Origin of the sequence: Amycolatopsis sp. lyj-84 (assembly GCF_046549075.1) — a bacterium.
In the GTDB taxonomy this organism is placed as follows: Bacteria; Actinomycetota; Actinomycetes; order Mycobacteriales; family Pseudonocardiaceae; genus Amycolatopsis.
This window is the reverse complement of record NZ_JAJPWO010000009.1, coordinates 309,452-333,811: the sequence shown is the minus strand read 5'-3', so window position 1 is coordinate 333,811 and position 24,360 is coordinate 309,452. Positions and strand designations below refer to the sequence as shown.

Here is a 24,360-nt window from a genome sequence, read left to right as displayed (position 1 = left end):
GGAGAAGCTCGTCGACAGCGTCCCGAGCGCGGGCGTGGAGGCCGTCGTCCTCGATCTCGAGCATGCCACGGTGGACGAGATGGCCTCGATCCTTGTCGGCGCGGACGCTGTCGTCTTCTCGGCAGGCTCGGGCAGCAATGCCTCCGCCGCACGCCGGGACAAAATGGACCGGGCCCGCCGTGGAACGCATTTTCGCCAGGGACTAGCTCGACTGGACGGTGCTGCGGCCTGGCGTGCTCACCGACGGCGACGGCATCGTCGAACTCATCGCCGGGAACAGGGTCGGGCCGAAAGGCGCGACGTACGACCAGGTCGCCAGGGACGATGTCGGCAGCCGTCGACCGGCCTGAAACCGCTGGCCGCGTCTACGTGGTTGTCGGCGGTGAGACCCCTGTCGAAAGGGCGGTCGACGTCTAGTTCGAGTTCAGGCGACCGCTGCTGTATTTCGCTGCTGCACGAATAGCAAAAGGCTCTTCCCATATTCCTGGGAAGAGCCTTTGACCTGTTGTGGAGCTGAGGGGAATCGAACCCCTGACCTTCTCGATGCGAACGAGACGCGCTACCAACTGCGCTACAGCCCCTGGTAAAGCCTGCCCCTCATTCAGGGCTCCATGAGCTTATCAGTGGCTCACGGAGCCCCGAACGCGGGGGTCACTCTCCGGCGGCCCGGCGGAAAGGCCTGGTCCCGGGCTCGTCGAGCTCGTGGAAGGCCGGGTCCTCGTCGTCGAGGTCGACGACGACGGCTTGGCGCCGGAGGCGGGACATCGGGGACGGTTTGCGCTCCACGACGTCCGGGCGTTCGGCTGCGACGACCTCGACGTCTTCGTGGGACTCGTGGGATTCGTCGTCGGCCGCCGTCCGGCGTGGGGCGCGGGTGTTGTTGAAGCGGGCGAGGCGGCGCTGCCGGATCTCGTTCTCGATGCGGACCTGACGGCGCAGGTACGCGAGGTAGCCGATGAGGACCGCGTCGACGACACCGTTGGCCCACCAGACCGTCGGGGTCAGGAAGCCGGCGACGACCGCCGTGGTCACCACGAGTACCAGGAGCGCGATGACGATCCGCTGCCGGAACGCGTACTTGGCGCGGGCGGCGATGTCCGCCGCCTCGGGGTCGAAACCGCCTCGGCCCGGCCGGTAGCCGGCGCCCTGGCGTTCCCTTTCGGCGCGGGGCCCGCGCGAGGGCTGGGGAAGCGGTTCGGCTTCCAGTTCCTCTTCTTCGAGGTCGGCGTCGAGTTCCGCCTCGAGCTCGGCCAGGTCGTCTTCTACCGACGGTTCCGTGTTCTCCGCCATGGCGAACTCCTCCGGTCCCTCTTGGCGTGTGCTCCCGCTCCGCACGACTCGCGCCGCCAAGGCCGAGTCCGTCGTCCGCGCGACCTGCTGGCGCTTGCGAGCGACCATGGGCACGAGAACGACGAGCCATGCCGCTGCGAGCGCGACGATGATCACCGAACTGGGCATCTCCCGTCACCTCCCCCGATCCACTGCTGTAGTCACGCTAGCCACAACAGTCACACACGCCGCGCAGACTCGCCGGTTTCGATCACGGAAAATGCATCACCAAATTAGGTGAATCTCACAGTTTGTGGTAACGCGGTTACTGGAACGACCAGATGATGGGGTCAAACTCGCTCTGCGAGGCCCTTCGCGACGAGCCGGGACACCAGTCCGTCACCGGTTTCTTCCTTGGTGACGGCGTGGCAAAAGTGGTCCCGCCAGCCGCCCGCGACATCGAGGTAGCGCTCGAAAAGGCCCTCTTGCCGGTACCCGACTTTGTTGAGAACCCGCAGGCTGGGGGTGTTTTCGGGGCGAACGGTCGCTTCGAGCCGGTGCAGTCCGCCGAAGTCGAAGACGTGGTCGGTGACGAGGGCGACGGCGCCGGTCGCGACGCCGCCGCGGACGATGTCCGATGACACCCAGTAACCGATCCATGCGGACCGGAGCGAAGCGCGGATGACGTTACCCACAGTGATCTGTCCGGCGAAGCGTCCGTCCACCGTGATGGTGAACGGGAGGCACTGTCCGCGCCGGGCGAGGCCGCGCAGAGCCATCCATTGCGACGGCCATGACCAGAACGCGTTGCGGTCCGGCCACGGTCCGACGCCGGTCGGTTCCCACATTTCCAGGTGCTCGCGGTCCCTCAGTCGGACGCGGCTCCACTCGCCGGCGTCCCGCAGTCGGACCGGCCGGACGGAGAGTACGCCGGCGGGCACCCGGAGCGGCCCCAGTTTCGCGGGCCAGCCCGGATGCCTGCTCTCGATCGGATACGCGACGCCGGAAATCGGTGCGCCCATTACGCCCGCTGGGCCAGGAAGGTCACCTTGACCTGCTCGCCCGCGGCGACCTCGGTGAGGTCTTCGTCGATGTTGATCAGGCAGTTCGCCTCGGCCAGTGACGCGAGCAGGTGCGCGCCGGAGGTGCCGAGCGGCTGCACCAGGTACTCGCCGTTGCCCTCGTCGCGCAGCAATTGCCCGCGCAGGAAGCCTTTGCGCCCCTTGGTCGAGGTGATCGGGGAGAGCAGCCGCGCGCCGACGATCCGGCGGTGCGGGTTGCGGGTGCCGCGCGCGGCGCGGATGAGCGGGCGGACCAGGACCTCGAACACGACCAGCGCGCTCATCGGGTTGCCGGGGATCAGGAACGTCGGCACCGAATCGGGGCCGAGCCTGCCGAAGCCCTGCACCGAACCGGGGTGCATGCCGACGCGGGTCATGTCGATGTGGCCGAGGTCGGACAGCGCCGCGTGCACCTCGTCGCCCGCGCTTCCGCCGGCGCCGCCCGCGACGACGACGATCTCCGACATCAGCAGCCGGCCTTCGACGATCTCGCGCAGCCGTTTCGGGTCGCCGGGGACGATGCCGACGCGGCTCACCTCGGCGCCCGCGTCCCGCGCGGCCGCGGACAATGCGTAGGAGTTGACGTCGTAGACCTGCCCGACCGACGGGGTGCGGTCGATGTCGACCAGCTCGTCGCCCACGGACACGATCGAAACCCGCGGCCGCGGGTAGACCAGGACCTTCGCCCTGCCGACCGCGGCGAGCAGGCCGACCTGGGCCGAGCCGATGGTGTCGCCCTTGCGGACGGCGACGTCGCCGATCTGCACGTCCTCGCCGGTACGGCGCACGTAGCCCGCGGACGGGACCGACTTGTGCACGGTGACCTTCGCTTGGTGGCCGTCGGTGTACGCGGTCGGGACGACGGCGTCGGCGAGCGTGGGCAGTGGCGCGCCGGTGTCTACGCGGACGGCCTGGCCCGGTTGCAGCCGTCGAGGCTGGCGTGAACCGGCGGCGATCTCGCCGACCACCGGCAGCTGCACCGGTTCCTGGCCCGCTGTGCGGACGTCGACACTTCGTACCGCGTAGCCGTCGATGGCGGCCTGGTCGAAACCGGGCAGCGCGTGTTCGGCGACGACCTCTTCGGCGCACAGGAGGCCTTGGGCCTCGGAGATGGCGACCCGGACCGGGCGCGGGCGTACCGCGGCGTCCAGGGTCAGCGCGATCTGATCCTCGACGGAACGGAACTGTCCCGCGTCTTCGGTCTCGGCCGCTTCTGCGATGGGCTCCGTCATGACTGGGGGATCTCGATCCGTTCGTTCGACCAGGCACGCGATGAAGGCCCGTCGGTGAACTGAAGTTCACCACCGTTACCAGGAGTGATGCGGTCCGAAGCCGTGGAAATCGCCCGATCGGGCAAGCTCCTCGTGGTCCGTGCCGCCGGGGTGGTCGCTGCGCCTGTCATAGGCGTGAAGCCTAACCTGACCACGTGGTCAAGCCCGGCAATGAACACCTGAGCAAAGCGGAGTGGCGTTCCCGGATAACCGCCGAACGGCGTTCACTGGTGTCGGAAAAGCGGGCCAGGGAGGCGGCGGCGCTGGCCGTCGCGGCCGCTCGGATCCCGGGTGAAGTCGTCTGCGCGTATGTCCCGTTCGGCACCGAACCGGGCTCCACACAGCTCCTTGATCAACTTCTCGACCAGGGCAAACGTGTGCTGCTGCCGATCGTCCCCGCGGAGCCGGGGCCGCTGGAGTGGGCCGCCTATGAAGGTCCTCGGAGTCTCGGACCCGGCCGGCTGCGCGGGCTGCTCGAACCGACCGGTCGCCGGCTCGGTCCCGACACGCTGGGGACGGCCGAACTGGTGCTGATCCCCGCGCTCGCCGTCGACGACGAAGGCGTCCGGCTCGGCAGGGGCGCCGGGTATTACGACCGGTCGCTCTCCTTCGCCGCGCCGGGTGCCGCGCTGGTCGCCGTCGTCCGGGACGCCGAACTCGTGCGCGCCCTGCCCGCGGAACCGCACGACGTCCGGATGACCGGAGTGCTGACCCCGGACCAGGGGTCTGCTCCGCGGCCGGTAATGCCTGGATAGTCGGAGTGCTGACCCCGGACCAAAGTGCTGCTCCGCGGCCGGTAATGCCTGGATGACCGGAGTGCTGACCCCGGACCAGGGGGCTGCTCCGCGGCCGGTAATACACTGACGCCCCGACGCAGTGGTTCAGAAAGGGCACAATGAGCTCTGACGCGCACCTGTCCGATCGTTTCGCCGGAACGCTGTCGAAAATGCGCTCCGCGGGGGCCCACGCCATGGAACTGGCGGCCCTGCGAAGGCGTCTCGAGCAGCTGTCCGAACCCGGCGCGGGTGAATTGCCGGGAAACGAACTCGAACCTCTCGATGACATCTCCCGGCTCGTGGATCTTCCCGAGCCGGACGCCGAGGAAGCGCGCCGGGTCCTGGACCGCACGGCCGTTCTCAAGCTCAACGGCGGGCTCGGCACGAGCATGGGGCTCACCGGCCCGAAATCACTGCTGGAAATCAAACCGGGGAAGACGTTCCTCGACGTCATCGCGATGCAGGTGCTCTCGACCCGCGAAAAGTACAACGCGCGCCTTCCGCTGATCCTGATGAATTCGGCGGGCACCCGTGAGCCTTCGCTGGAGTTGTTGAAGAGGTATCCCGAGCTCGCCGACGAGGTCATCCCGGCCGACTTCCTGCAGGGGCGCGAACCGAAGATCACGGCCGACGGGCAGCCCGCCGAGTGGCCGGCGAACCCGGAACTCGAGTGGTGCCCGCCGGGGCACGGCGACATCTTCATCGCGCTCGCCGTGAGCGGGATGCTCGACCTGCTGCTGGCGCAGGGCATCCGCTGGTGTTTCGTGTCCAACGCCGACAACCTCGGCGCGCTCCCGGACGCGCGGATCGCCGCCTGGCTCGCGGACGAGAACATCCCGTTCGCGATGGAGACCGTGCTCGGCACCGCGGCCGACCGCAAGGGCGGGCATCTCGCGCGGCGCGCGGGCCGGATCGTCCTGCGTGAATCCGCGCAGGTGCCCGACGGTGACGACTCGTTCGGCGACGTCGCCAAGTGGCGTTTCTTCAATACCAACAACATCTGGTTCGACCTCGAACGGCTGAAGACCCTGCAGGACGCCGACCCGGCCGCCCCGCTGCTGCCGCTGATCGTGAACCGGAAGACCGTCGATCCGGCCGATTCGGCCAGCACGCCGGTGATCCAGCTCGAAACGGCGATGGGCGCGGCGATCGGCTCGGTCGAGGGCGCGCGGGCGATCGAGATCCCGCGGACCCGGTTCGCGCCGGTCAAGACCACGGACGACCTGCTCGTCGTCCGCTCCGACGCGTACGTGCTCGACGACGGCGGGGAGATGATCCCGGAGTTCACCACCACCCCGCCGGTCGTCTCGCTGAGCAAGGAGTTCTACAAGCTCCTGCCGGACTTCGACGCGCGGATCCCTTCCGCTCCTTCGCTCAAGGAGTGCACGAGCCTCGAAGTGGACGGTGACGTCACCTTCGGGAAGAACGTCGTCATCCGGGGCGATGTGAAGGTCGCCGGGCCGAAAACCGTTCCGGACGGCGAAACTCTCTAGTCCCGCTGGGCGATGAACACGTACTCGCGTCCTGGACGGTCGGGGGCGTCCCGCACGTCCAGGACGCGAAAACCGTGTTCCGCCAGCAGGGATTCCAGGTCTTCGCGTTCGCGGAACCACAGTTTCGAGTCCGAGGTGACGACCTCCCCGTCGGGGAACCGGTAGCTGTACCGGAACGAGACGAACGGGAGGTTCACCTCGGTGACCTCGCGCCATTGCTCGACCTCGCCGACGCCCGGGACGTCGATGGTCTCGTGCGCGGTGTCGGCGGCCCAGCCCTCCCACGCCCGGTAACCGGGGCGCCGGATCTCGAACACCAGGTGACCACCAGGCGTGAGCGCGGTGTGGACGCCTTCGAGGGTCCGGCTCCATTCGTCGTCGGTCAGGAAGACCTGGGCCACGTTCCCGGTCATCACCGCCAGATCGGCGCAGGCCTCGCCCGCGGCCTTCGCGTCACCGTGGATCCAGGTGATCTTCCCTTCCGGTTTCTTGGCCTTCGCGACCTCCAGCGACGCCTCGGCGGGATCGACCCCCACGACCTCGATCCCGCGTTCGGCGAGGAGCACGGCCAGGCAGCCGGTACCGCAGCCGACGTCGAGCACTCTCTTCGCCTCGAGTTCGCCGATGAGGGCGAGGTAATGGTCCAGATCGTCGCGAGAGCCGTCGAAGGCGTCGTAGATCGGTGCGAGCCGGGCGTGGGCGAAGAGCGCGTCAGGCATGCGGTGACGATAGTTCCGGGACCCGTTCGGGGGCGACGGATTTACGGCCGGTCCGCCAAGCCCGTTCTCCCAGCAGTGCGAGGAAGGCGGGCAGCAGCACCCCGCGGACCAGCGTGGCGTCGATCAGCACGGCGACCGCCATCCCGACGCCCATCATCTTGTACTCGATCGCGCTCAGCGTGATGAAGACGCTGAACACGCCGACCATGATCACCGCCGCGCCGCTGACCACTCCCGCACTGGTGCCGGTACCGCGGACGATCGCGGAGACGGCGCCGCCCGCCCGGTGTTCGCGGATCCGGCTGAGGATGAAGATGTGGTAGTCCATGCTCAGGCCGAGCAGCAGGACGAACATGAACATCGGCAGCCAGCCGACCACCCCGCCGTACGGGGTGAATCCCAGCAGGGAAGCGAAATGGCCGTCCTGGAAGATCCAGGTGAGCACGCCGTAGGCCGCGCCGATCGACAGCAGGTTGAGCACGATCGACACGATCGCCACCGCCACGGACCGGAAAGCCAGCAACAGCAACACGAACGCCGCCAGCAGCACGAAACCGAGGACCAGGGGCATCCGCTCGATGACCCGGTCGGCGAAGTCGCGGGCGTTCGCCGTGCGGCCGGACACGGCGTACTCGACACCGTCCACCTTGCCGATGGTTTCGGGCAGCACCTCGGTGCGCAGTTTCGCCAGTGCCGAATCGGCTCGCGGGTCGCGGCCCGCGCCGGACAGCGGAACCCGGACGACCACCGCTTCATCGACGTTCGCGACCGCGATGGGTTTGTTCAGGACGCCCTCGGTTTCCCCGATTCGCCGTTCGAGATCGGTGATCGCCGACCGCAGCGCCGGACTGTCGACCGGGCCGCCGTTCTCGGCGGTCAGCACCACCGTGGCGGGGTACACCACGCCGGGGAACGCTTCCTGGGTGCGGACGGCGGCGTCGATCGTCGCCATCGACCGGGGCAGGCTCTCCGCCGGTGTCGGATCCTGCAGGCGCATGCCGAGCGCTGGCAGCGTGAGCAGGACCATCAGCGCCGTCGCGAGCCCGCCCCACAGCCAAGGCCGCCGGGTGACCGTGCGGGCCGTCGCGGACCAGAACCGCGAGTTCTCCGCAGCGGTGCGCCGCTTGCCCAGCCAGGGAATCCGGCCGCGATCGACCTTGTCGCCCAGCAGGGAGAGCAAGGCGGGCAGCACGGTGACCGCGCCGAGCACGGCCAAGCCGACCACGAACGCCGAGCTGATCGCGAGGCCGGTGAAGTTGTCGAGGCCGGTGAACACCAGCCCGCTCACGCACAGGACGACCGTGACCCCGGAGACGACCACGGCGTGCCCGGACGTCCTGGCCGAGATTCGGATCGCGTCGTCAAGGGAGTGGCCTCGTGCGCGTTCTTCTCGTTGCCGCCTCAGGAAGAACAGCGAGTAGTCGACGCCGACCGCCATCCCGATGAGCAGGGTGATCACCGTCGTCGCGCTGTTGATCGGGGTGAAGTCGTCGACGACGGAGAGGAACCCGAACGTCGCCGCGACACTCGTGCCCGCCAGCAGCAGTGGAACCGACGCCGCGACGAGCGCCCCGAAGACGATCAGCAGGATCACCAGCGTCATCGGCAGGGAAAGGAATTCCGAGCGTTTGACGTCCTCCCGGATGCCCTTGTCGACCACGGTCGACAAGCTGAGATCCCCGGACAGGCCCAGCCGGACCGACGGATGCCGGGCGGCGACCACGTCGATCTGCGCGGCCGCCGTCTCGAAGTTCGGGCGAAGGTCGTTCTCCCCGCCGGCGATCGAGAAACCGACGAGACCAGCCGCACCGTCGGCCGAGATCCGCTCGGCGCCGTCGGCGGCCAGCGGCGAGCGGACCTCGGTGACGGCGCCGGATCGGGTGAGCGTGGCGACCAGGTCGTCGGTCGCCCGCCGGAGCTCGTCGTTCGCGGCGAACGGTGGAGAGCCGGGATCCTTCGCCTGGACGAGGACGTTCTCGCGTAAGGGGTCGAAGGCGTTCTGGGCGTTCAAGGCGGTTTGCGCGCGGCCGGATTCGCCGGGATCGGTGCTCCGGCGGCTTTCGCCGTCCAGGAGCAGGCCCGAAAGCAGGGCGATGAGGACGAGGGCGACCCAGCCGACGAGGGTGAGCGCGCGGTGCCGCACGGACCAGGCGGCGATCTTTTCGGGCAGCATGAACTACAGTCCTTTGCGTGAAGGAGTGAGATGCCTCGGGCGAGGTTTTTGCTTCTTCTTTCCTGGGCCGTCGAGTTGCCGCTCGGCGGCCCAGGGTCTTCACCGGCCGATCAGCCGACCTCCTTGAGGATCCGCTCGACCGAGCCCACGCTCTTCTGGAGATCCGCGAGGCGCCCGTCGAGTTCGGTGAGTTTGCGTTCGGTCTCTTCCTGCGCCTGGACGGCTTTCTCGGCGAGCCTGCGGTATTCCTGCTCGCGCGCGAGCGCGCCCCTGGCCCGGACGGTCGCGCCGAACTGCCAGACGACCACCGTGATCACCACGGTGAGGAACACGAAGATGCCGATCACCCCGGCGACCTCCTGCCATTGATGCCACTTCACGGTCGTTCCCCCTCATCGCCCGGTGCCGGTGTGCTCAGCGTCGGCGCCGCGGCGGCGATGGTGTCCGGGCTCAGCTCGACCAGGAACGGTGTCACCTCGTAGAACTTCATCGCTTTCCCGTCCTCCGAAAGCTCCAGGGTGGCCGACACGAGCCCGGCCGCCTCCAGTTTGCGCAGGTGGAGCTGCAGGAGTGCCCGGCTGATGCCGAGCTCCCGCGCCAGCTGGCTCACGTACGCGCGCTCCGCGCGGAGCGCCGCGACGATCCGCAACCGGTGCGGATTCGACAGTGCCCCCAGCAGCCGCAGCAGCTCGTCGCCGGTGGGTCCGGTGGCGGTCATGCCGAGCTCCTGCACATGCCAAAGAAATCTAGCAGGTGCTGGCTCGATCTACCAGGTGTTCCATCCAGACGTTCGGCTCCACGTAGACGCCGACGTCCTGCGCCGAGGAGGCGAGCACCGGTGCGATACCGCCCGGCACGGCCGTGAGACCGTCGCTAAGTTCGACACCGGTCCACGCCCTCCACTGCGCGAAAGTGCCCGTGACCGTCATCGCGAACGGTGCCACTTTCACGAACCGGGCGCCGAGCCGTTCGTGCGTGCGCAGCCACGGATCTTCGGGCAGCCCGTCCCGGCGACGGCGAGCCACATAGTCCTCAAAGGACAGTTCGGGTTCGTTCTCCTTCCCCGCCGGGCGAACCGGCACCACGAGGTTGCGCATCCCGGTTTCCGAGGCACGTGTTTTCAGTGCTTTCAAAGCTTTTGTGGCCAGGCCGCCACCGCGGCGGCCTGGCTCGACCATCACTTCGAGGGCGATCAGAGTGTTCGTCTCACGGGCGCTCATCAGGTCTTCCGCGGCCCAGATCAGGGCGGCGTCCCAGCCGTGGTCCGGCAGTTCCGGACGGTCGGCCGTCGGGAAACCGACCGGGACGGCGGCTGTTCTCGCCACCGGGACGCCGTTTTCCAGCAGCACGAGGAAGTATTCCGGCCAGCGCGCGGCCAAGTGGGACGATTTCGCCAGCAGGCCCGTCAGGTCGTGCTGGAGGAACTCGCCTCCGACGCCGCCGAGGCCGAGCGCGGGCTCGCGCAGCTCAGGCCGGGTGGCCAGGTCTTCGATCACGATCATGTCCTCAGTAGACCCGAGGACAAGCGTTTCTCACGAGGTGGTTTTCGGTACCGTCTAGCGCACGGGCAGCGCGCGGCGCCGTCCGGTGATCCCGGTGGTGTTGAGGTTGGCGCGCTCTCCGGCGGAATGACCGTCGAGGTAGCCGCTGCCGGACAGCCGCCTCGGCGGTGCCGAGCGCAGATCGCCGTATTGCTCGTCGTATGCCTGCTTGACCATCGCAGTCCGGTCCTGGATCACCAGTTCGGCGGAGCGGTGGCCGGCGGCGGTGGTGTGGGTGCGGGCCGCGGTGTCTTCACTGTTGCGGAGTCGTTCGTAGACCGCGCCGGAGAACCCGTGCAGCCAAGTCCGCCGGTACGCGGCCAGTGATTCGCCCATGAACACCCGGTTCTCCGGGCGGACCCTGGTCAGTTGCGTGGTCGCCTGCAACAGCAGGCTCGTGTACAGCAGTTCGGTCCGTTCCAGATCGGAGCGGAAGCCGAACACGGTCACCGCGGTGACCGACTGGCCGAGCCGGTGCAGCAGGGCCCGGCAGCGCAGGGGATGCGCGATGTTCGTGAGCAGTCCCGCCTTGTCGCGGCTGTACGGATTGTCGAGCGGGATCATGATCTGGGTGATCTCGTCGGCGGTCGCCCCGGAGGCGGCCAGCAGTGCTTGATCGATGCCGTACCGGGCGATCAGTTCGGCGGCCTTGGTGTTGTACGACTCTGCTTCGGCCTCGGTGACCGCCGGGTCCTCCGCCTTCGCGAGAAGTTTCCGGACGCGTGCGAGCAGCGTGTCATGGTCGGGCATGGCCCCCCTTCCTGATTGGGTTGGAGCGGATCAACCTAGGAGAGAGGTCCGACAATATTCGGGCAAGATCTCCGGATCCCGGCAAGGGGGTGCTATGTCGGTCGAGGTGTCGGTGGTCGGTTCGGGTCCGAACGGGCTCGCGGCGGCGGTCCTGCTGGTCAGGGCGGGCCTGTCGGTCGAGGTTCACGAGGCGGCGGACGAGATCGGCGGAGGGACGCGCACGGCTCCGCTGTTCGACGACGACGTCCTGCACGACATCTGCGCCACCGGGCATCCGATGGCCGCGGCGTCCCCGTTCTTCCGCTGGTTCGGCCTCGCCGAGCACGGTGTCGACCTCCTGCGGCCGGAGATCGCGTACGCACACCCGATCGACGGTAACCGGGCCGGACTCGCCTATGAAGATCTCGACCGGACCTGTGACGTCCTTGGTACGGACGGCCCCCGGTGGCGCCGCTTGCTGGGACCGCTGGCCGGGAACAGCCGCGAACTGACCGATCTCCTGCTCGGCGACCTTCGCCATCCGCCCCGTGATCCCCGGATCGCAGCCCTGCTCCCGGCTCGGATCGCGACGCTCGCGGCCGGACTGGAGCGCCGCTTGTTCACCGGTCAGGAGGCGCCCGCGCTGCTTTCCGGCGTCTCCGCGCATGTGATGGGCCGCCAGCCTTCGCTCGCCGCGGCGGGGGCGACTCTGCTGCTCAGCCACCTCGCGCACTCGACAGGCTGGCCGATCGCCCGAGGCGGAAGCCAGACCATCACCGAGGCCCTCGCCGCCGACGTCCGCGCGCACGGCGGGCGGATCCACACCGGCAGCCGGATCACCGATCTGCGGCAACTGGCGAAGTCGCGGACGGTGATCCTCGACATCGCCCCGCGCGGGTTCCTCGACATCGCCCGCGATCTGATGCCGCCGCGATACCGGAAGGCACTGGAGTCCTACCGCTACGGACCCGGCGCGGCGAAGGTCGATTTCCTGGTGTCCGAACCGATTCCGTGGGCGGTGCCGGAGGTCGGCAAGGCGGGCACCGTCCACCTCGGAGGCACGCGCGACGCGGTGTACGCCGCCGAAAACGCCATCGCGCGCGGAGGAGATCCGGACGACCGCTTCGTGCTCGTGTCCGATCCGATGGCGATCGATCCGTCGCGCGGGCTGCCGGGCAAGCGGCCGGTGTGGGCGTATTGCCATGTGCCGCACGGGGATCCGCGAGACGTCACCGAGATCGTCCGACGACGGATCGAAAGGTTCGCGCCCGGGTTCTCCGACACGATCCTGGCGAGCCGGTGCGTCACCGCACCGGAACTCGAGGCGTACAACGCGAACTACCCCGGCGGTGACGTCGCCGCCGGCGCGGTGAATCTGCGGCAGGTGCTCGGACGGCCCGTCGTGCGGTGGAATCCGCACAAGACCCCGCTCGGCGGCGTCTTCCTGTGCTCGGCCGCGACCGCGCCAGGGCCGGGCGTGCACGGCATGGGCGGCTGGCACGCCGCGAAATCCGTACTGGGAAAGGACTTCGAGCGCGTAATTCATGATCCGCGAGGCCGGACGAGGCCGGTTTCGTAGGCGACCACCACGGCTTGGGCGCGGCTCGAAATCCCGAGTTTGGTCATGAGCCGGTTCAGATGCGTCTTCACGGTGGCCTCGCTGACCAGCAGGCTCCGGCCGATGTCGGCGTTCGGCATGCCGGTGCCGACGAAACGCAGCACCTCGAGTTCGCGTTCGGTCAGCCCGGCCAGCGCGGGCGGGGCCGACGGTTGTTCCGGCGGGCCTTGGGTGAAGGCTTCGACCAGCCGCCGGGTGATGGTCGGGCCGAACAGCATGTCGCCGCGCGCGACCGCGTGGATCCCGGCGATCAGCGTCTCCGGCGGACTGTCCTTGAGCAGGAAACCTGCGGCGCCCGCACGCAACGCGGTGTAGACGTACTCGTCCAAGTCGAAGACCGTCAGCATGAGCACATTCGGCTTGTCCGGCCCTGCATGCGCGAGGATCCGCTCGGTCGCCTTGACGCCGTCGAGTTCGGGCAGCCGGATGTCCATCAGGATCACGTCCGGACGCAGTTCAAGTGCCTTCTCGACGGCCTCGAGCCCGTCTCGCGCTTCGCCCGCGACGTGCACGTCGGGAACCGCGCCGAGCAGGGCGACGAAGCCCGCCCGGACGAGATCCTGGTCGTCGACCACCAGCACACTGGTCACCGGGCTCGCTCCTGCGGCAGATAGGGAAGGGTCAGTTCGATCGCGAAACCGCCTGATCCGGCCGGTCCCATTTCTATCGAACCACCGTACATTCTCGCTCGTTCACGCATTCCGATGAGGCCTTGCCCCGCCGGATTGGGCGGTGGCGTCTCGTCCGAAGCGGAATTACTGACGCGGAGTACGAGCGCTTCCTCGCCGTATTCGAGGACGAGTTCCGCACACGCCTTCTCCGCGTGTTTCAGTACATTCGTAAGCGCTTCTTGAGCGATACGGTAGGTGCACAGTTGCTGTCCCGGCGGAAGTCGTCGTGGTTCGCCGATCGTGCGCGTCTTCACCGTGAGGCCCGCCTCGCGAACCCGGGTGACCAGTGCGGGAAGGTCGGCGAGGCCGGGCTGAGGGCGGTATTCGTGGGGTTCGCGCCGCGGCGGGCGCAGCACGCCGAGCAGGCGCCGCAGTTCGTCGAGGGCTTCCGTCGTGGTCCCGGCGATGGTGTCCAGCGCGGTGCGCGCGGTGTCGGGGGAGGACTCGAAGACGTAGCGCGCGAGGTTCGCCTGCACCGAGATCACCGAAATGTGGTGGGACACGACGTCGTGCAGCTCGTGCGCGATGCGGATGCGTTCCTCGACCACGGCCTGCTCCGCTTCGAGCCGGATCTCCCGTTCCGCGCGGACGGCGCGCTCGACCATCCGGTCCGCGCGGACGTAGCCGAGCCGTCCGACGATGATCGTGCCCACGCACTGCGCGATCAGGCGGGTCGTGTCGACCACGAAGGACGGCACTTCGCCGAGGATGAGCCCCAGCTCGAAAAGGACGACCCACACGATGGTCGGCGCCACGGCCTTCGCGGGCGGATAGCGCGCCCACACCGTGTACGCCGCGATGAAGGCCGCGGGTTCGCCCAAAGTGGCCCGGTAGCCCAGCGCGGTGTAGACGGTCATGACCGAAACCGAGGCGAGCAGGACCGCGATCGGATGACGGCGCCGCACGACCAGCGGGAGGGCGATGAGGACCGCGAGGGCGACGACCCCGGGCTCGACCGGGTCGCCGAACGAACCGCCGCGAGGTGCCGCGCCCAGCGCGAGGAGAGTGGCCGAGGCCGCCGTGATCAGGCAGTCGAGGAGCAGCGGCCGTGTGCGAAGGAGCTGAAAGGGCTGAGCGAGGGACGGCACTTCCGAAAACTACCGCCGCAGCGTTAACGGGCCCAATTCCTGCAACCATCGCGGTATTCGCCCGCCGATATACCGCCAAGGTTTACCCCGGCCTCCGACTCGAGGGGATTCCGCTCGGTGATCTGTCCGGTTACCGTCGGAACAGGATGGACATTTCCATTCCCCCGACTCGGCGAAGAGGATGACCTGCCCCGGGTAAGAGGGCCTTCGGGAGGGGATATCCGGAACGGGCCGCCTCTTCGCCGAGCTTCAGCCAAGGTAAGCGTCAAGGGTGACGGCCAGCGCCCTTTCCGGCGACGGCGCGAAGCTGGCGCCCGCCAGCCCGCCCCAGAGCCACAGCTGGGCGAGGCCGTGCAAGGACGCCCACAGTGAGGACGCGAGCAGTCGCGGATCGGTCGTGGGATGCCAGTCGCCGTTCTGCACCTCGGCGACCAGCGCGGCGAAGAAGTCGAACACCGCGCTGCTCACCCGGGTGAGTTCGGGATCGTCCGGATCGATGAGGTCGCGGCGGAACATCAGCTCGAACATCGCCGGATGGGCCAGTGCGAAGTCGAGATATCCGTGGCAGGCCGCGATGAGCCGTTCGCGCGGTGTCCCGGCGGGCAGGCCGTCGCCGCGGTCGAGCAGTTCGGTGTAGCCGCGGGTGGCGACCGCCGAGAGCAGGGCCGCGCGGCCGGAGAAATGCCGTAAGGGCGCGCCGTGCGAGACGCCGGCGGCCTTGGCGATCCCGCGCAGCGTCACCGCGCCGACGCCCTCTTCGGCCAGCAGGTTCGCCGCGGTGTCGATCAGGCGGGTTCGGGCGCCCACGACCGGGTCTCCTCGAGGACGGGCAGGAGATCCGGGCGCTTCGGCAGGAAGCCGTCGCCCGGCTGGCGGCCGCTGAGCCGGTTGCGGAAGCGGCTGACCGCGACCGGGAGTACCTCCCGCGTCAACCAGTTCAGGTCCGCGCGGAGACCGGGGCGTCCCGCCGAACCGGGGAGCGGTTCGAGCCAGGCCGGGTCGTGGGTGACACCGAGTTTGCCGAGCACGTGCCCGGCGAGGCGCCGGTGGCCCTGCTCGGACAAGTGCAGCCGATCCGGGCCGAAGTAGCGGGAATCGTGCGCGGCGTGGTCCGGCCAGAGGTCGACGAGCGTCGCGCCGTAACTGACGGACGCCTCCCGGATGGCGTCGTTCAGCGCGGTGAGGCGCGGGCGCATCCGGTGGCCCATCGGCATGCGGTGCGAGATGTCGCTGAGGGTGAAGGTCACGACGTTCGGCGCGATTTCGGTGCAGGCGCGGATGGCCGTGTCGACGCGGCGCGCGACCGTGCGCGCGTCCCAGCCGCGGCTCATCACGTCGTTGCCGCCGCCGAACAACGCGATCAGGTCCGGCTGGAGCCTGCTCGCCGCCTCGGTCTGCTCCGCGTGGATCTGGTCGAGCCTGCGCCCTCGGACCGCGAGGTTGGCGTAGCGGAAACCGGGCTCTTCCTCGGCGAGGCGTGCCGCGACGAAGTCCGCCCAGCCCCGGTAGAAGCCACCCGACGGATGCGGATCGGCCAGCCCTTCGGCGCAGCTGTCGCCGAGCGCGACGAAACGTTGGTAGCCCATCCAGATCTCCGTAACCGCGAGTTCACCTTGTAGACACTGTCTATCAAACCCGAGTAGACGCTGTCTACTCAGCGGCCGAGGCGAGCCCGATGGGTGAAGGCGACCGCGCGACGCGGGTTCGCGCTCTTCGCGCTGAACCAGGGTGGCCGCAAGGCGTCCGGCATCGGGCACGAGAACCACAAGATGATGCTGGATCACTGTCGGCAGACCAAGAACATGCTCGTGTCCTATTCGGACAGTGCGCTCGGGTTCTTCTGATGACCGAGCGGGTCGCTTTGACACCGGCCGCGGGACCGCAGTTCGAGTACTGGAAGCACGCGCATCTGACCATCGACGTCGTGCCCGGCAGGGGGAGCGGGTTCTCTCTGGAAGTGCCCGAAGGCGTGCGTTTCCTGACCCGCTCGAGGTTGCTTGAGTAAACGAACGGTCGTGCTATCTTCGGGGTTGTGAGCACACTCGAAGTGAACGAGGTCTTCGTCGGGCGGCCGTCCGTACTCGGGCTGAAGCGCGACGTCCCGGTGTACAGCGCCATCGCGAAGTCGCGTGTCGACGCGTCGTCACTGAAGCTGGACGAGATCAATCTGGCCGGTGACGACCAGGCGGATCGCACCGTCCACGGCGGGGTCGACAAAGCCGTTTACGTCTATCCGGCGACGCACTACGCGACCTGGTCGGAGCAGGGCTTCGCGGTGGTGGCCGGCGACTTCGGGGAGAACGCGTCGGTGGTGGGCGCCGACGAACACGACGTCCGCGTCGGCGACGTCTGGGCCTGGGGAGACGCGCTGGTCCAGGTCTCGCAGCCACGGACGCCGTGTTTCAAGCTCGCGATGAAGACCGGGCGCAAGGACGTCATCCCGGCGATGATCGATTCCGGCCGGAGCGGCTGGTACCTGCGGGTGCTGCGGACGGGCGAGGTCCCGACTTCGGGCCGGATGACGCTCGAAGAACGCGATCCGGCGAGTCCGACGATCGCCGAGGTGTACGTCGCGTCGTTCACCAACGTCGCCCAGCTGGACGACGCTCGCCGGGCGGCGTACTGGGCGCTGCTGGATCGGGTGCTGGCGGCGCCGTCGCTCTCCCGGCAGTACCGTGACGGCCTGGAATCGGCGAAACGGCGGCGGGAGGAACGGGATGCCGGTTGACGGCCGGGTGGCCCGCGGCGACGCGACGAGGCGGATCGTGCTGCGGCGCGCCGTCGACATCGCCTCCGTCGAAGGGCTCGACGGGCTGTCCCTCGGCAGGCTCGCGACCGAGCTGGAACTGAGCAAATCCGGGGTCTTCGCGTTGTTCGGTTCCAAGGAGGAGCTGCAGCTCGCGGCGGTCGAGACGGCGAGTGCGATCTTCGCAGAGAACGTCGTCGGGCCGACGCTGGAGGTCGAGCAGGGGATCGCCAGGCTGCGCGCGCTGTGCGCGAACTGGCTGGGCTACTCGGAACGCCGGGTGTTCCCCGGCGGCTGCTTCTTCTTCAACGCCGGCGCCGAATTCGACGCGCGGACCGGCCGGGTCCACGACGCGGTGGCGAACGCGAGCCGGGGTTTCGCCGAGTTCATCCGGGCGACCGCCGTCGAGGCGAGGAAGGCCGGGCACCTTCGCGAGTCCGTCGACGTGGCGCGGCTGGCCTTCGAACTGCACGCCCTCGGCCGGGCCGCGAACGCCGACTCGGTGATGTTCGGCGGCACCGAGCCCTACGCGCTGGCCCGCGCCGCCATCACCGCCCGTCTCGACGCCGCCGCGGTGACATGAAAGGCCCGTTACTTGCAAATTTCGCAAGTAACGGGCCTTTCCTGTCACGTGAGCGGGGCTACTTCCAGTCGACCTGAGTGGACCGGTAGAAGTCGATGCCCTGCTGAACCCACCGCGGGCTCTGCTTCGCCAGCCGGAGCCGGTAGGCGTCCCACGTCCGGGAATCCTTCGGCGACCAGCCGATCTCGGCGTAACCCGGCAACCTCGGGAACGCCATGAACTCGATGTGCTCACTGGTCACGAGCGTTTCCGACCACAGCGGCGCCTCGACACCGATGACGTTCTGCTCCGTCACGCCCTGCAGGTACGTCGCCGGATCCCAGTCGTAACCGGTCTTGACCTCGATCAGCCCGGCCCAGCTCAGCCCGAGCGGCGTCTGCGGGTGGTACTTCATGTCCATGTAGGCCTTGTTGGCGGGCGACATCAGGATCTTGTTGCCCCTGGCCGCCGCCGCGGCGACGTTCGCGTCGGTGCCGGTCGTGCCCCAGAACTGCGGGACGGCCGAAAGCGGCGGGGTCGTCTTCGCGATGTCGTGCCAGCCGGTGATCGTCTTGCCGTACTTCGCGACGATCGGCTGCACCTTCTTGGCGAAGGTCTGGTAATCCTCCGGAGTGGTCGCGTGTGCCTCGTCGCCCCCGATGTTGAGGTACTTGCCGGGGGTGATCGCCGCCAGTTCGCGGAGGACGTCGTCGACGAACTTGTAGGTGATGTCGCTCTTGATGCACAGCGAGCTGTAGCCGACCTCGATGTCCGTGCGCGGCGGCACCGCGACGCCGTCGCAGTTCAGTTCGGCGTAGGAGTGCTGGGCCGCGTTGGTGTGCCCGGGCATGTCGATCTCGGGAACGATCGTGATGTGCCGCGAAGCCGCGTAGCGCACCAGGTCCTTGTACTGCTCTTGGGTGTAGTACCCGCCAGGAGCGCCGCCGACGGCGGTCTGCCCGCCCACGGTCGCCAGCTTCGGCCAGCTCTTGATCTCGATCCGCCAGCCCTGGTCGTCGCTCAGGTGCAGGTGGAGCGTGTTGATCTTGTACTGCGCGATCTGGTCGATGTACAGCTTGACCTGCTCCGGCTTGAAGAAGTGCCGGGCGACGTCGAGCATCGCGCTGCGGTAGCCGAAGCGCGGGTAGTCGAGCACGGTGCCGCCCGAAACCACCCATGAACGCTTCTGGACGGTCTTCGCTTCGATCGCCGACGGGAGCAGTTGTCGCAGTGTCTGCACGCCGGAGAACAGGCCCTTGTCGGTGTTCGCCTTCAGGGTCACGCCCGAGGACGACACCTTGAGCTGGTAACCCTCGGTGCCGACCCGGCCGCTCGCGTGGCCGGTTTCGAGCGAGATGGCGGGGCCGCCGCCGCGGTGGCCGGTGACGACGGGCAGCCGGTAGCCGGTGGCGGGCCGGAGCAGCCCGGCCAGGTACTCGGCGACCTGCTTGCCGTCGCGATCGGCACGGATGACGGTCCCGGGACTGAGCCGGAAGTTCGCGCGGGGATCCGGTTTCGCGTCGACCGGCGCCGGGACGACGTCGGTGACGGTCCGTTCGGCCTTCGCGTGCTGTGCTGCGCTCGCCGTCGCGGGCAGGCCGAAGGTCACGAGACCCAGGACGGCCACACCGAGCACGGTTGTGGACAGGCGTTTACTCATGGAGCACCTCCGGTCGGGGAACTGGAGACTCTCTTCCTTTAGAGGTATAGACCAATAGGGCAAACGGGACAACACCCGATCGGACTAGGACGGCGTACCGATCACCGGTCATTCGCCGCGCAGAACCGCTTTCAAGGCATCGAGAACGCTCGCGTCCTCGATCGTCGAGGGCACCTGTTCGTCGCGGCCGTCGGCGATTCCGCGCATGGTCTTGCGCAGGATCTTCCCGGATCGCGTCTTCGGCAGCGCGTCCACAATGGACACGTCACGGAACGCGGCCACCGGGCCGATGTCGCGCCGGACCAGCGCGACCAACTCGGCCTTGAGCGTTTCGGCGTCGGCGTCGACCCCGGATTTCAGCACCACGAATCCGCGCGGAAGCTGCCCCTTGAGCTGGTCACGGACGCCGATCACCGCGCATTCGGCGACGGCGGGATGGGAGGCCAGCACGGCCTCCATCGAACCGGTCGAAAGCCGGTGACCCGCGACGTTGATGACGTCGTCGGTGCGGCCCATGACGAACAGGTAGCCGTCTTCGTCGACGTATCCGGAGTCACCCGTCAGGTAGTGGCCTTCGTACCGCGAAAGATACGCCTCGCGATACCGCTCGTCGTCCTGCCACAGCGTGGGCAGCGATCCCGGCGGAAGCGGAAGCTTGATGGCGATCGCGCCTTCCTTGCCCGCCGGAAGCGGATCGCCCGACTGGTCCAGGATCCGCACGTCCCAGCCCGGCACCGGTTTCGTCGCGGAACCGGGTTTGACCGGCATCGGTTCCAGCCCGCGCGGATTCGCCGCGATCGGCCAGCCGGTCTCGGTCTGCCACCAGTGGTCGATCACCGGCACGCCGAGCTTCTCGTGCGCCCAGTGATACGTCTCCGGATCGAGCCGTTCACCCGCCATGAACAGGGTTTCGAACCCGCCGAGCTGGTATTTCTTCGTTTCGTTCGCGTCCGGGTCGACCTTCTTGATCGCCCGCAACGCCGTCGGCGCGGTGAACAGCGCCTTCACGCCGTGGTCGGCGATGACCCGCCAGAACGCGCCCGCGTCCGGGGTATTGACCGGTTTGCCCTCGAACATGAGCGTCGTGGCCCCGATGAGGAGCGGCGCGTAGACGATGTAGGAATGGCCGACGACCCAGCCGACGTCGGAAGCCGTCCACCACACGTCACCGGGGTGGATGTCGTAGATCGCGCCCATCGACCAGGCCAGCACGACCGCGTGCCCGCCGGTGTCGCGCACGACGCCCTTCGGCTTCCCCGTGGTGCCGGAGGTGTACAGGATGTACAGCGGATCGGTCGCCGCGACCGGCACCGGATCGGCGGGGGAGGCGTTCGCGACCAGTTCGGCCCAGTCGGCGTCGCGCTCGCCCAGCTCGGCGCGGGCACGCTCGCGCTGCAGCACCACGACCTTGTCCGGCTGATGGACGGTGCCCGCGAGCGCCTCGTCGATGATCGGTTTGTACTCGACGACCCGTGCCGGTTCGATCCCGCACGACGCGGCCACGATCACCTTCGGTTCGGCGTCCTCGATCCGCGCCGCCAGTTCCTTGGGCGCGAACCCGCCGAACACCACCGAATGCACCGCGCCGAGCCGGGCGCAAGCGAGCATCGCGATCGCGGCCTCGGGGACCATCGGCATGTAGACGATGACGCGGTCGCCCTTCCCGACACCGAGAGAGGCGAGCGCGCCGGCGAACCGGGCGACGTCGTCCAGCAGTTCCGCGTAGGTGAACCGGCGTACCGAATCGGTGACCGGCGAATCCCAGATCAGCGCGGTCTGCCCGCCGCGGCCGTCCCGGACGTGCCTGTCGAGCGCGTTGAACGCCGTGTTCAGTTCCCCGTCCGGGAACCAGCGGTAGAAGGGCGCCTTCGACACGTCGAGGGCTCGCGTCGGCGGACGGGTCCAGTCGATCGCCTCCGCGGCTTCGAGCCAGAAACCCTCCGGGTCTTCGAGGCTCCGCTGGTACGACTCGGCGTACATCGAAAGCTCCTTCGCGCTCGGGTACCGGACCCATCATGTCCCGGCCGTCACGCGATCGCCCCTCAGGCGAAGATTTTGCCGACGCTCTCCGAGATCTTGCCGATCAGTTCCGTGAAGTCGGAGGCACCGGCCAGCAGTTTCTTCACCTTCTCCCAGCGACTCAGCGCGACCGCGGAGTTGGCCTCGGCCGGATTCCGGACGTCCTCCGCCAGGTCGTCGAGGTTGTCCTCGATGACTTCGCGCTTCTCGACGCCCGACTGGCCGACCTCGGTCTTCAACCGGGTGAGCAGTTCGACGAGGTCGCTGACCTGTTCCGGCGTGGCGCCGTAGTGGATCGTCCCGCCGCTGATGGTGCCGTGGTTCTCGCCGCCCGTGACGATCGGCGCGTTGCTGACCCCGGTCACCGCAATGCGATTGGTGGGCTCCCTGGTCATTTCTCCTCGTTCCTCGGCTGCTGCACGGTGCCGCCGGAGATCGTTCCCTGGTTCACGCCACCGGTCACGATGGGCGCGTTGTTGGTGCCGGTGATGGTGATGTCGTTGTTGATCACCGTCGCGGCCTGGCGCTCGAACTGGGCCGCGGAATAGCCGCAGTCCCGCATCACCTGGCTGATCGCCGGGACCAGCCTGCTTTCGAGGATCTTCTCGTACCGCTCGACGTCGACGAGCTGGAAGTAGTCGCGGACCTCTTCCGCGGCGGCCAGTTCCCGCAGCGTTTCGGCCGAGCCGTACCGGCTGGGGTTCGGTGTGTCGATGTCGTGCGGCTGCGCCCGGATCGTCCGCATCGCGTGCCAGACCCGGCCCGGTGTGGTGGCAGGCAGTTTGAGCCAGCGCAGGACGCCCTGCCCGATCGCGGTCAGGTAGTTCATCGTCATCCGGTCGACCACGCGGTACTCGTCGCGGATCGGGGGCAGCACGTACGGCGTCCACTCGAGGTAGAGCGTGCTGCTGTCGACGGCGGCGTGCAGGAACGCCGACATCATCAGGTCCCTGTCCCAGGTTTCGACCTGGAAGGTCAGGTAATGCCTCGCCCATTCCCTCGGCTGGCGCCGCACCTGCTCGGCTTCCGCGGCGGGGAGCAGATACGACGGCGGGCCGTCGTGACGGGGCAGGTAGGGAAGGGCGACGGGTTCGTGGGCGTGGTCCACCAGTTCGTCGGCGGAGGCGTAGACGACGTCCTGGATCCGCAGTTCGCGCAGCCGCCTGTCCGGGGTCAGCGCGTCGCTTCGCTGCAGAACCTGCATCGCGGCGCGGATCCGCTGGTAGAAGGCCACCGTGGTGAGCTCGTCGAAGGGAGTCCCGTCGGGTTTGGCGGTCTCGTCGAGCTTCTCGAGCGGGAGCACCATCGACCAGGACTGCCGGGCGACGCCGGCGCCGACGAACGGGTTGTAGCCGCGATAGACGACCAAGGGCACCACGCCGTCGCCGCTGTGGACCTGCCGATCGTGGCGATGGCGTTCCAGTTCGGTGCGGAATCGCGGCGGCGCGGCCGCGATGGACGGGCGCTCGTCGAGGGACTTGCCTCCGAACGGACGGCTTCGCGCCCGGCGGCCGTACCGGACGGTCAGCAGCCGCCACACGGTGATCCGGTCGGCGACCAGGATCAGCAGCATCACCACGGCGGCGATCGCGCCGATGTAGGCCAGCGACGGATCCGAAACCGTTGTCCCGCCACCGTAATAGTCACTGCCATAGCTATCGCCGTAACGGCCGGAGGACGACGAAGAATACTTGCTGACGCCCAGATCTTCGAGGAACAGTCCGCCGAAGGTGAACGCCGTGACGAAGAAGAGCACCACGGCCAGCGCGAACAAACTGCCGAATCCGCGCAGCGCCGCGCCTGGCCTCCCCGTCCGCATCCTCTTCCAGATCGACCGGATGGACAGCAGGCCCGCGAGGAACACCCAAATGGAGAAAAGGGCCGTTCCGATCGAGAAGTACAGGAACACCAAGGCGAGCACGCCGAGGAGAGCGTCCCGGTATTTACGCCGCGACCGGGCCGAAATCGCCTCGGCGAGCACCGTCGGCGCGTGGAAACCCGGTGACGGCGGGACCGGCCGTGTCGGTTCGACGAGATATTCGCGGATGGCGTCATCGGCGTAGGACGAATCGAGATGGGCCGCCGCGGCGAGATATCTGGTGCTGTCATCGGGTGGGACGTTGTGCGAAGCCGCCAAAGCGGCCCAGTTCGTCATCCGGTCTCCGTCGGTGCGTTCAAGGTGTCGAGTTGTCGAGCATCACGGCGACGAACGGTTCCCAGGCCGTCCAGTCGGAAGCGGGCGACGAGACGTAGACGAAATACTCGATTCCGCCGGTACGCCAATAGATCCCGCGGACCCGCCGTTGTTGTCCTTCCCGTCCGTCCCAGGTGAATTCCCAGTCCACCCCTTCGAAACCGCGAACCGCGCGCGGTTCCATCCGGAGCCTGCTGAGACCGGGAAGCCGGGTTTTCGCTTCTTGTTCCGAAGCCGCCCGGAACTGCCCGATCTCGCCGGAAGCGGAATAGCTTCCGAACCGGACGTAGTGGCTCGCCCTGGTGGGATCGGTGGCCTGGAAGGAACCAGGCTGGTTTTTGATCGGTTCGGGATTCCACCCGCGCGGGACGACGGTCCGGAAACCGCCGGTGCCACTCGCCTGATCGACGTCCGGCCGCGCCGTCACGCCGGTGGTCGTCGTCGCTTGCCGAGAGGACGGGGAAAGCGAGATATCCACCGACGACGAGACCGCCGACGCCGCGATCGGCGCGGTCACCGGTGGTTCTTTCGCCGTGGTGATCAGCAAAGTGGCGCCGACGAGCGCGCACAAGGTCAAATTCGCGGCGGCGGCGCCCAGCGCCAACCGCGCGTTGCTCGCCGACATTCGTGACCTCCCCAGGCACGGCGCGAACAAAGAGCGGGTGTTCGAACGGGCACAGAGCGTAGCATGATTCGCCGGGTCGGATGACGGGGTTCCGAGGGGAGTTCGAATGGACAGGACGCCGGGTGATCGGTTGGCGGAGGCTTCC

General features: G+C 68.2%; 25 protein-coding genes, 1 tRNA gene and 1 pseudogene. 8 read left to right on the top strand and 19 right to left on the bottom strand.

Features of this window, described 5'->3' with window-relative positions; all coding sequences use genetic code 11:
• Window positions 1-218 precede the first annotated feature (218 nt).
• The gene (locus ACLJRM_RS27585) at window positions 219-350 is read left to right on the top strand and encodes a hypothetical protein (RefSeq protein WP_410664665.1); all 132 of its coding nucleotides are present in this window, start codon (window positions 219-221) and stop codon (window positions 348-350) included.
• 158 nt (window positions 351-508) lie between these two features.
• On the opposite strand, the gene ACLJRM_RS27580 is transcribed toward ACLJRM_RS27585, so the two are convergent.
• The 4 genes from ACLJRM_RS27580 to glp form a co-directional block, all read right to left on the bottom strand.
• Window positions 509-581 (bottom strand) — tRNA-Ala (locus ACLJRM_RS27580).
• A 70-nt stretch (window positions 582-651) separates the two neighbouring features.
• A complete protein-coding gene (glpR, locus tag ACLJRM_RS27575) occupies window positions 652-1,458 on the bottom strand; it encodes a gephyrin-like molybdotransferase receptor GlpR (protein WP_101610665.1) in 807 nt (268 codons plus the stop codon).
• 161 nt (window positions 1,459-1,619) lie between these two features.
• Window positions 1,620-2,291, bottom strand: coding sequence for a GNAT family N-acetyltransferase (locus ACLJRM_RS27570; protein ID WP_410664664.1), 672 nt, complete (start codon window positions 2,289-2,291; stop codon window positions 1,620-1,622).
• Window positions 2,291-3,562, bottom strand: a complete 1,272-nt coding sequence (gene glp, locus ACLJRM_RS27565; RefSeq protein WP_101610663.1) for a gephyrin-like molybdotransferase Glp — start codon at window positions 3,560-3,562, stop codon at window positions 2,291-2,293. Before glp ends, ACLJRM_RS27570 begins: the two co-directional genes overlap by 1 nt.
• A gap of 218 nt (window positions 3,563-3,780) precedes the next feature.
• Between glp and ACLJRM_RS27560 the strand changes: the two genes are divergently transcribed.
• Window positions 3,781-4,356, top strand: a complete 576-nt coding sequence (locus ACLJRM_RS27560; RefSeq protein WP_410664737.1) for a 5-formyltetrahydrofolate cyclo-ligase — start codon at window positions 3,781-3,783, stop codon at window positions 4,354-4,356.
• A 140-nt stretch (window positions 4,357-4,496) separates the two neighbouring features.
• Window positions 4,497-5,870 carry a UTP--glucose-1-phosphate uridylyltransferase gene (locus tag ACLJRM_RS27555; protein WP_410664663.1) on the top strand — a complete coding sequence of 458 codons (1,374 nt, stop codon included), beginning with the start codon at window positions 4,497-4,499 and terminating at the stop codon, window positions 5,868-5,870.
• Here the strand turns inward: ACLJRM_RS27555 and ACLJRM_RS27550 are convergent.
• The 6 genes from ACLJRM_RS27550 to ACLJRM_RS27525 all read right to left on the bottom strand — a co-directional run bounded on the left by ACLJRM_RS27550 (window position 5,867) and on the right by ACLJRM_RS27525 (window position 11,053).
• Window positions 5,867-6,589, bottom strand: a complete 723-nt coding sequence (locus ACLJRM_RS27550) for a class I SAM-dependent methyltransferase (RefSeq protein WP_410664662.1) — start codon at window positions 6,587-6,589, stop codon at window positions 5,867-5,869. The genes ACLJRM_RS27555 and ACLJRM_RS27550 overlap by 4 nt on opposite strands.
• A complete protein-coding gene (locus tag ACLJRM_RS27545; RefSeq protein ID WP_410664661.1) occupies window positions 6,582-8,762 on the bottom strand; it encodes an MMPL family transporter in 2,181 nt (726 codons plus the stop codon). Before ACLJRM_RS27545 ends, ACLJRM_RS27550 begins: the two co-directional genes overlap by 8 nt.
• A gap of 110 nt (window positions 8,763-8,872) precedes the next feature.
• On the bottom strand, window positions 8,873-9,142 hold the full coding sequence (locus tag ACLJRM_RS27540) for a hypothetical protein (protein WP_101610659.1): 270 nt from the start codon (window positions 9,140-9,142) through the stop codon (window positions 8,873-8,875).
• A complete protein-coding gene (locus tag ACLJRM_RS27535) occupies window positions 9,139-9,480 on the bottom strand; it encodes an ArsR/SmtB family transcription factor (RefSeq protein ID WP_101613519.1) in 342 nt (113 codons plus the stop codon). Before ACLJRM_RS27535 ends, ACLJRM_RS27540 begins: the two co-directional genes overlap by 4 nt.
• A 28-nt stretch (window positions 9,481-9,508) precedes the next feature.
• On the bottom strand, window positions 9,509-10,264 hold the full coding sequence (locus ACLJRM_RS27530) for a Long-chain-fatty-acid--CoA ligase (RefSeq protein WP_410664660.1): 756 nt from the start codon (window positions 10,262-10,264) through the stop codon (window positions 9,509-9,511).
• Window positions 10,265-10,318: 54 nt separating this feature from the next.
• Window positions 10,319-11,053: a DUF2786 domain-containing protein gene (locus ACLJRM_RS27525; RefSeq protein WP_101610657.1), complete on the bottom strand. Its 735-nt coding sequence runs from the start codon at window positions 11,051-11,053 to the stop codon at window positions 10,319-10,321.
• Between the two features lie 94 nt (window positions 11,054-11,147).
• On the opposite strand from ACLJRM_RS27525, the gene ACLJRM_RS27520 reads away from it, so the two are divergent.
• Entirely contained in the window at window positions 11,148-12,611 is a 1,464-nt protein-coding gene (locus ACLJRM_RS27520; RefSeq protein WP_101610656.1) for a phytoene desaturase family protein, read from the top strand.
• On the opposite strand, the gene ACLJRM_RS27515 is transcribed toward ACLJRM_RS27520, so the two are convergent.
• The 4 genes from ACLJRM_RS27515 to ACLJRM_RS27500 form a co-directional block, all read right to left on the bottom strand.
• Window positions 12,575-13,240 (bottom strand): response regulator, encoded by a 666-nt coding sequence (locus ACLJRM_RS27515; RefSeq protein ID WP_101610655.1) that lies wholly within the window; start codon window positions 13,238-13,240, stop codon window positions 12,575-12,577. The genes ACLJRM_RS27520 and ACLJRM_RS27515 overlap by 37 nt on opposite strands.
• Window positions 13,237-14,409, bottom strand: coding sequence for a sensor histidine kinase (locus ACLJRM_RS27510; RefSeq protein ID WP_410664659.1), 1,173 nt, complete (start codon window positions 14,407-14,409; stop codon window positions 13,237-13,239). The genes ACLJRM_RS27515 and ACLJRM_RS27510 overlap by 4 nt, the downstream gene beginning before the upstream one ends.
• A 249-nt stretch (window positions 14,410-14,658) precedes the next feature.
• Window positions 14,659-15,216: a TetR/AcrR family transcriptional regulator gene (locus tag ACLJRM_RS27505; RefSeq protein WP_101610653.1), complete on the bottom strand. Its 558-nt coding sequence runs from the start codon at window positions 15,214-15,216 to the stop codon at window positions 14,659-14,661.
• Complete coding sequence (locus ACLJRM_RS27500) at window positions 15,195-15,995, bottom strand: SGNH/GDSL hydrolase family protein (protein ID WP_410664658.1); 801 nt, start codon at window positions 15,993-15,995, stop codon at window positions 15,195-15,197. Before ACLJRM_RS27500 ends, ACLJRM_RS27505 begins: the two co-directional genes overlap by 22 nt.
• 93 nt (window positions 15,996-16,088) lie before the next feature.
• On the opposite strand from ACLJRM_RS27500, the gene ACLJRM_RS27495 reads away from it, so the two are divergent.
• From ACLJRM_RS27495 to ACLJRM_RS27480, 4 genes and pseudogenes are all read left to right on the top strand, one after another.
• Window positions 16,089-16,253 carry a hypothetical protein gene (locus tag ACLJRM_RS27495; RefSeq protein WP_410664740.1) on the top strand — a complete coding sequence of 55 codons (165 nt, stop codon included), beginning with the start codon at window positions 16,089-16,091 and terminating at the stop codon, window positions 16,251-16,253.
• 29 nt (window positions 16,254-16,282) lie between these two features.
• A pseudogene (locus ACLJRM_RS27490) lies at window positions 16,283-16,414 on the top strand (DUF779 domain-containing protein); the annotation flags it as partial.
• A 27-nt stretch (window positions 16,415-16,441) separates the two neighbouring features.
• Window positions 16,442-17,137 carry an MOSC domain-containing protein gene (locus tag ACLJRM_RS27485; RefSeq protein ID WP_410664657.1) on the top strand — a complete coding sequence of 232 codons (696 nt, stop codon included), beginning with the start codon at window positions 16,442-16,444 and terminating at the stop codon, window positions 17,135-17,137.
• On the top strand, window positions 17,127-17,738 hold the full coding sequence (locus ACLJRM_RS27480; RefSeq protein ID WP_410664656.1) for a TetR/AcrR family transcriptional regulator: 612 nt from the start codon (window positions 17,127-17,129) through the stop codon (window positions 17,736-17,738). The genes ACLJRM_RS27485 and ACLJRM_RS27480 overlap by 11 nt, the downstream gene beginning before the upstream one ends.
• Window positions 17,739-17,796: 58 nt before the next feature.
• Here ACLJRM_RS27480 and ACLJRM_RS27475 read toward each other — a convergent pair whose 3' ends face one another.
• The 5 genes from ACLJRM_RS27475 to ACLJRM_RS27455 form a co-directional block, all read right to left on the bottom strand.
• Complete coding sequence (locus ACLJRM_RS27475; RefSeq protein WP_410664655.1) at window positions 17,797-19,377, bottom strand: beta-N-acetylhexosaminidase; 1,581 nt, start codon at window positions 19,375-19,377, stop codon at window positions 17,797-17,799.
• Between the two features lie 108 nt (window positions 19,378-19,485).
• Window positions 19,486-21,357, bottom strand: coding sequence for a propionyl-CoA synthetase (locus ACLJRM_RS27470; protein WP_410664654.1), 1,872 nt, complete (start codon window positions 21,355-21,357; stop codon window positions 19,486-19,488).
• Window positions 21,358-21,419: 62 nt separating this feature from the next.
• Window positions 21,420-21,791, bottom strand: a complete 372-nt coding sequence (locus ACLJRM_RS27465; protein ID WP_101610647.1) for a hypothetical protein — start codon at window positions 21,789-21,791, stop codon at window positions 21,420-21,422.
• Window positions 21,788-23,551 (bottom strand): hypothetical protein, encoded by a 1,764-nt coding sequence (locus ACLJRM_RS27460; RefSeq protein ID WP_410664653.1) that lies wholly within the window; start codon window positions 23,549-23,551, stop codon window positions 21,788-21,790. The genes ACLJRM_RS27465 and ACLJRM_RS27460 overlap by 4 nt, the downstream gene beginning before the upstream one ends.
• Window positions 23,552-23,570: 19 nt before the next feature.
• The gene (locus ACLJRM_RS27455) at window positions 23,571-24,215 is read right to left on the bottom strand and encodes a hypothetical protein (protein ID WP_410664652.1); all 645 of its coding nucleotides are present in this window, start codon (window positions 24,213-24,215) and stop codon (window positions 23,571-23,573) included.
• Window positions 24,216-24,360 lie beyond the last annotated feature (145 nt).

Bases quoted from the DNA above. Each gene is read 5' to 3' on its own strand.
- ACLJRM_RS27480 (WP_410664656.1), top strand. From the start codon at position 17,127: ATGCCGGTTGACGGCCGGGTGGCCCGCGGCGACGCGACGAGGCGGATC.
- ACLJRM_RS27545 (WP_410664661.1), bottom strand. From the start codon at position 8,762: ATGCTGCCCGAAAAGATCGCCGCCTGGTCCGTGCGGCACCGCGCGCTC.
- ACLJRM_RS27470 (WP_410664654.1), bottom strand. From the start codon at position 21,357: ATGTACGCCGAGTCGTACCAGCGGAGCCTCGAAGACCCGGAGGGTTTC.
- ACLJRM_RS27530 (WP_410664660.1), bottom strand. From the start codon at position 10,264: ATGATCGTGATCGAAGACCTGGCCACCCGGCCTGAGCTGCGCGAGCCC.
- glp (WP_101610663.1), bottom strand. From the start codon at position 3,562: ATGACGGAGCCCATCGCAGAAGCGGCCGAGACCGAAGACGCGGGACAG.
- ACLJRM_RS27460 (WP_410664653.1), bottom strand. From the start codon at position 23,551: ATGACGAACTGGGCCGCTTTGGCGGCTTCGCACAACGTCCCACCCGAT.
- ACLJRM_RS27455 (WP_410664652.1), bottom strand. From the start codon at position 24,215: ATGTCGGCGAGCAACGCGCGGTTGGCGCTGGGCGCCGCCGCCGCGAAT.
- ACLJRM_RS27500 (WP_410664658.1), bottom strand. From the start codon at position 15,995: ATGGGCTACCAACGTTTCGTCGCGCTCGGCGACAGCTGCGCCGAAGGG.
- ACLJRM_RS27550 (WP_410664662.1), bottom strand. From the start codon at position 6,589: ATGCCTGACGCGCTCTTCGCCCACGCCCGGCTCGCACCGATCTACGAC.
- ACLJRM_RS27555 (WP_410664663.1), top strand. From the start codon at position 4,497: ATGAGCTCTGACGCGCACCTGTCCGATCGTTTCGCCGGAACGCTGTCG.
- ACLJRM_RS27570 (WP_410664664.1), bottom strand. From the start codon at position 2,291: ATGGGCGCACCGATTTCCGGCGTCGCGTATCCGATCGAGAGCAGGCAT.
- ACLJRM_RS27525 (WP_101610657.1), bottom strand. From the start codon at position 11,053: ATGCCCGACCATGACACGCTGCTCGCACGCGTCCGGAAACTTCTCGCG.
- glpR (WP_101610665.1), bottom strand. From the start codon at position 1,458: ATGCCCAGTTCGGTGATCATCGTCGCGCTCGCAGCGGCATGGCTCGTC.
- ACLJRM_RS27465 (WP_101610647.1), bottom strand. From the start codon at position 21,791: ATGACCAGGGAGCCCACCAATCGCATTGCGGTGACCGGGGTCAGCAAC.
- ACLJRM_RS27520 (WP_101610656.1), top strand. From the start codon at position 11,148: ATGTCGGTCGAGGTGTCGGTGGTCGGTTCGGGTCCGAACGGGCTCGCG.
- ACLJRM_RS27475 (WP_410664655.1), bottom strand. From the start codon at position 19,377: ATGAGTAAACGCCTGTCCACAACCGTGCTCGGTGTGGCCGTCCTGGGT.
- ACLJRM_RS27535 (WP_101613519.1), bottom strand. From the start codon at position 9,480: ATGACCGCCACCGGACCCACCGGCGACGAGCTGCTGCGGCTGCTGGGG.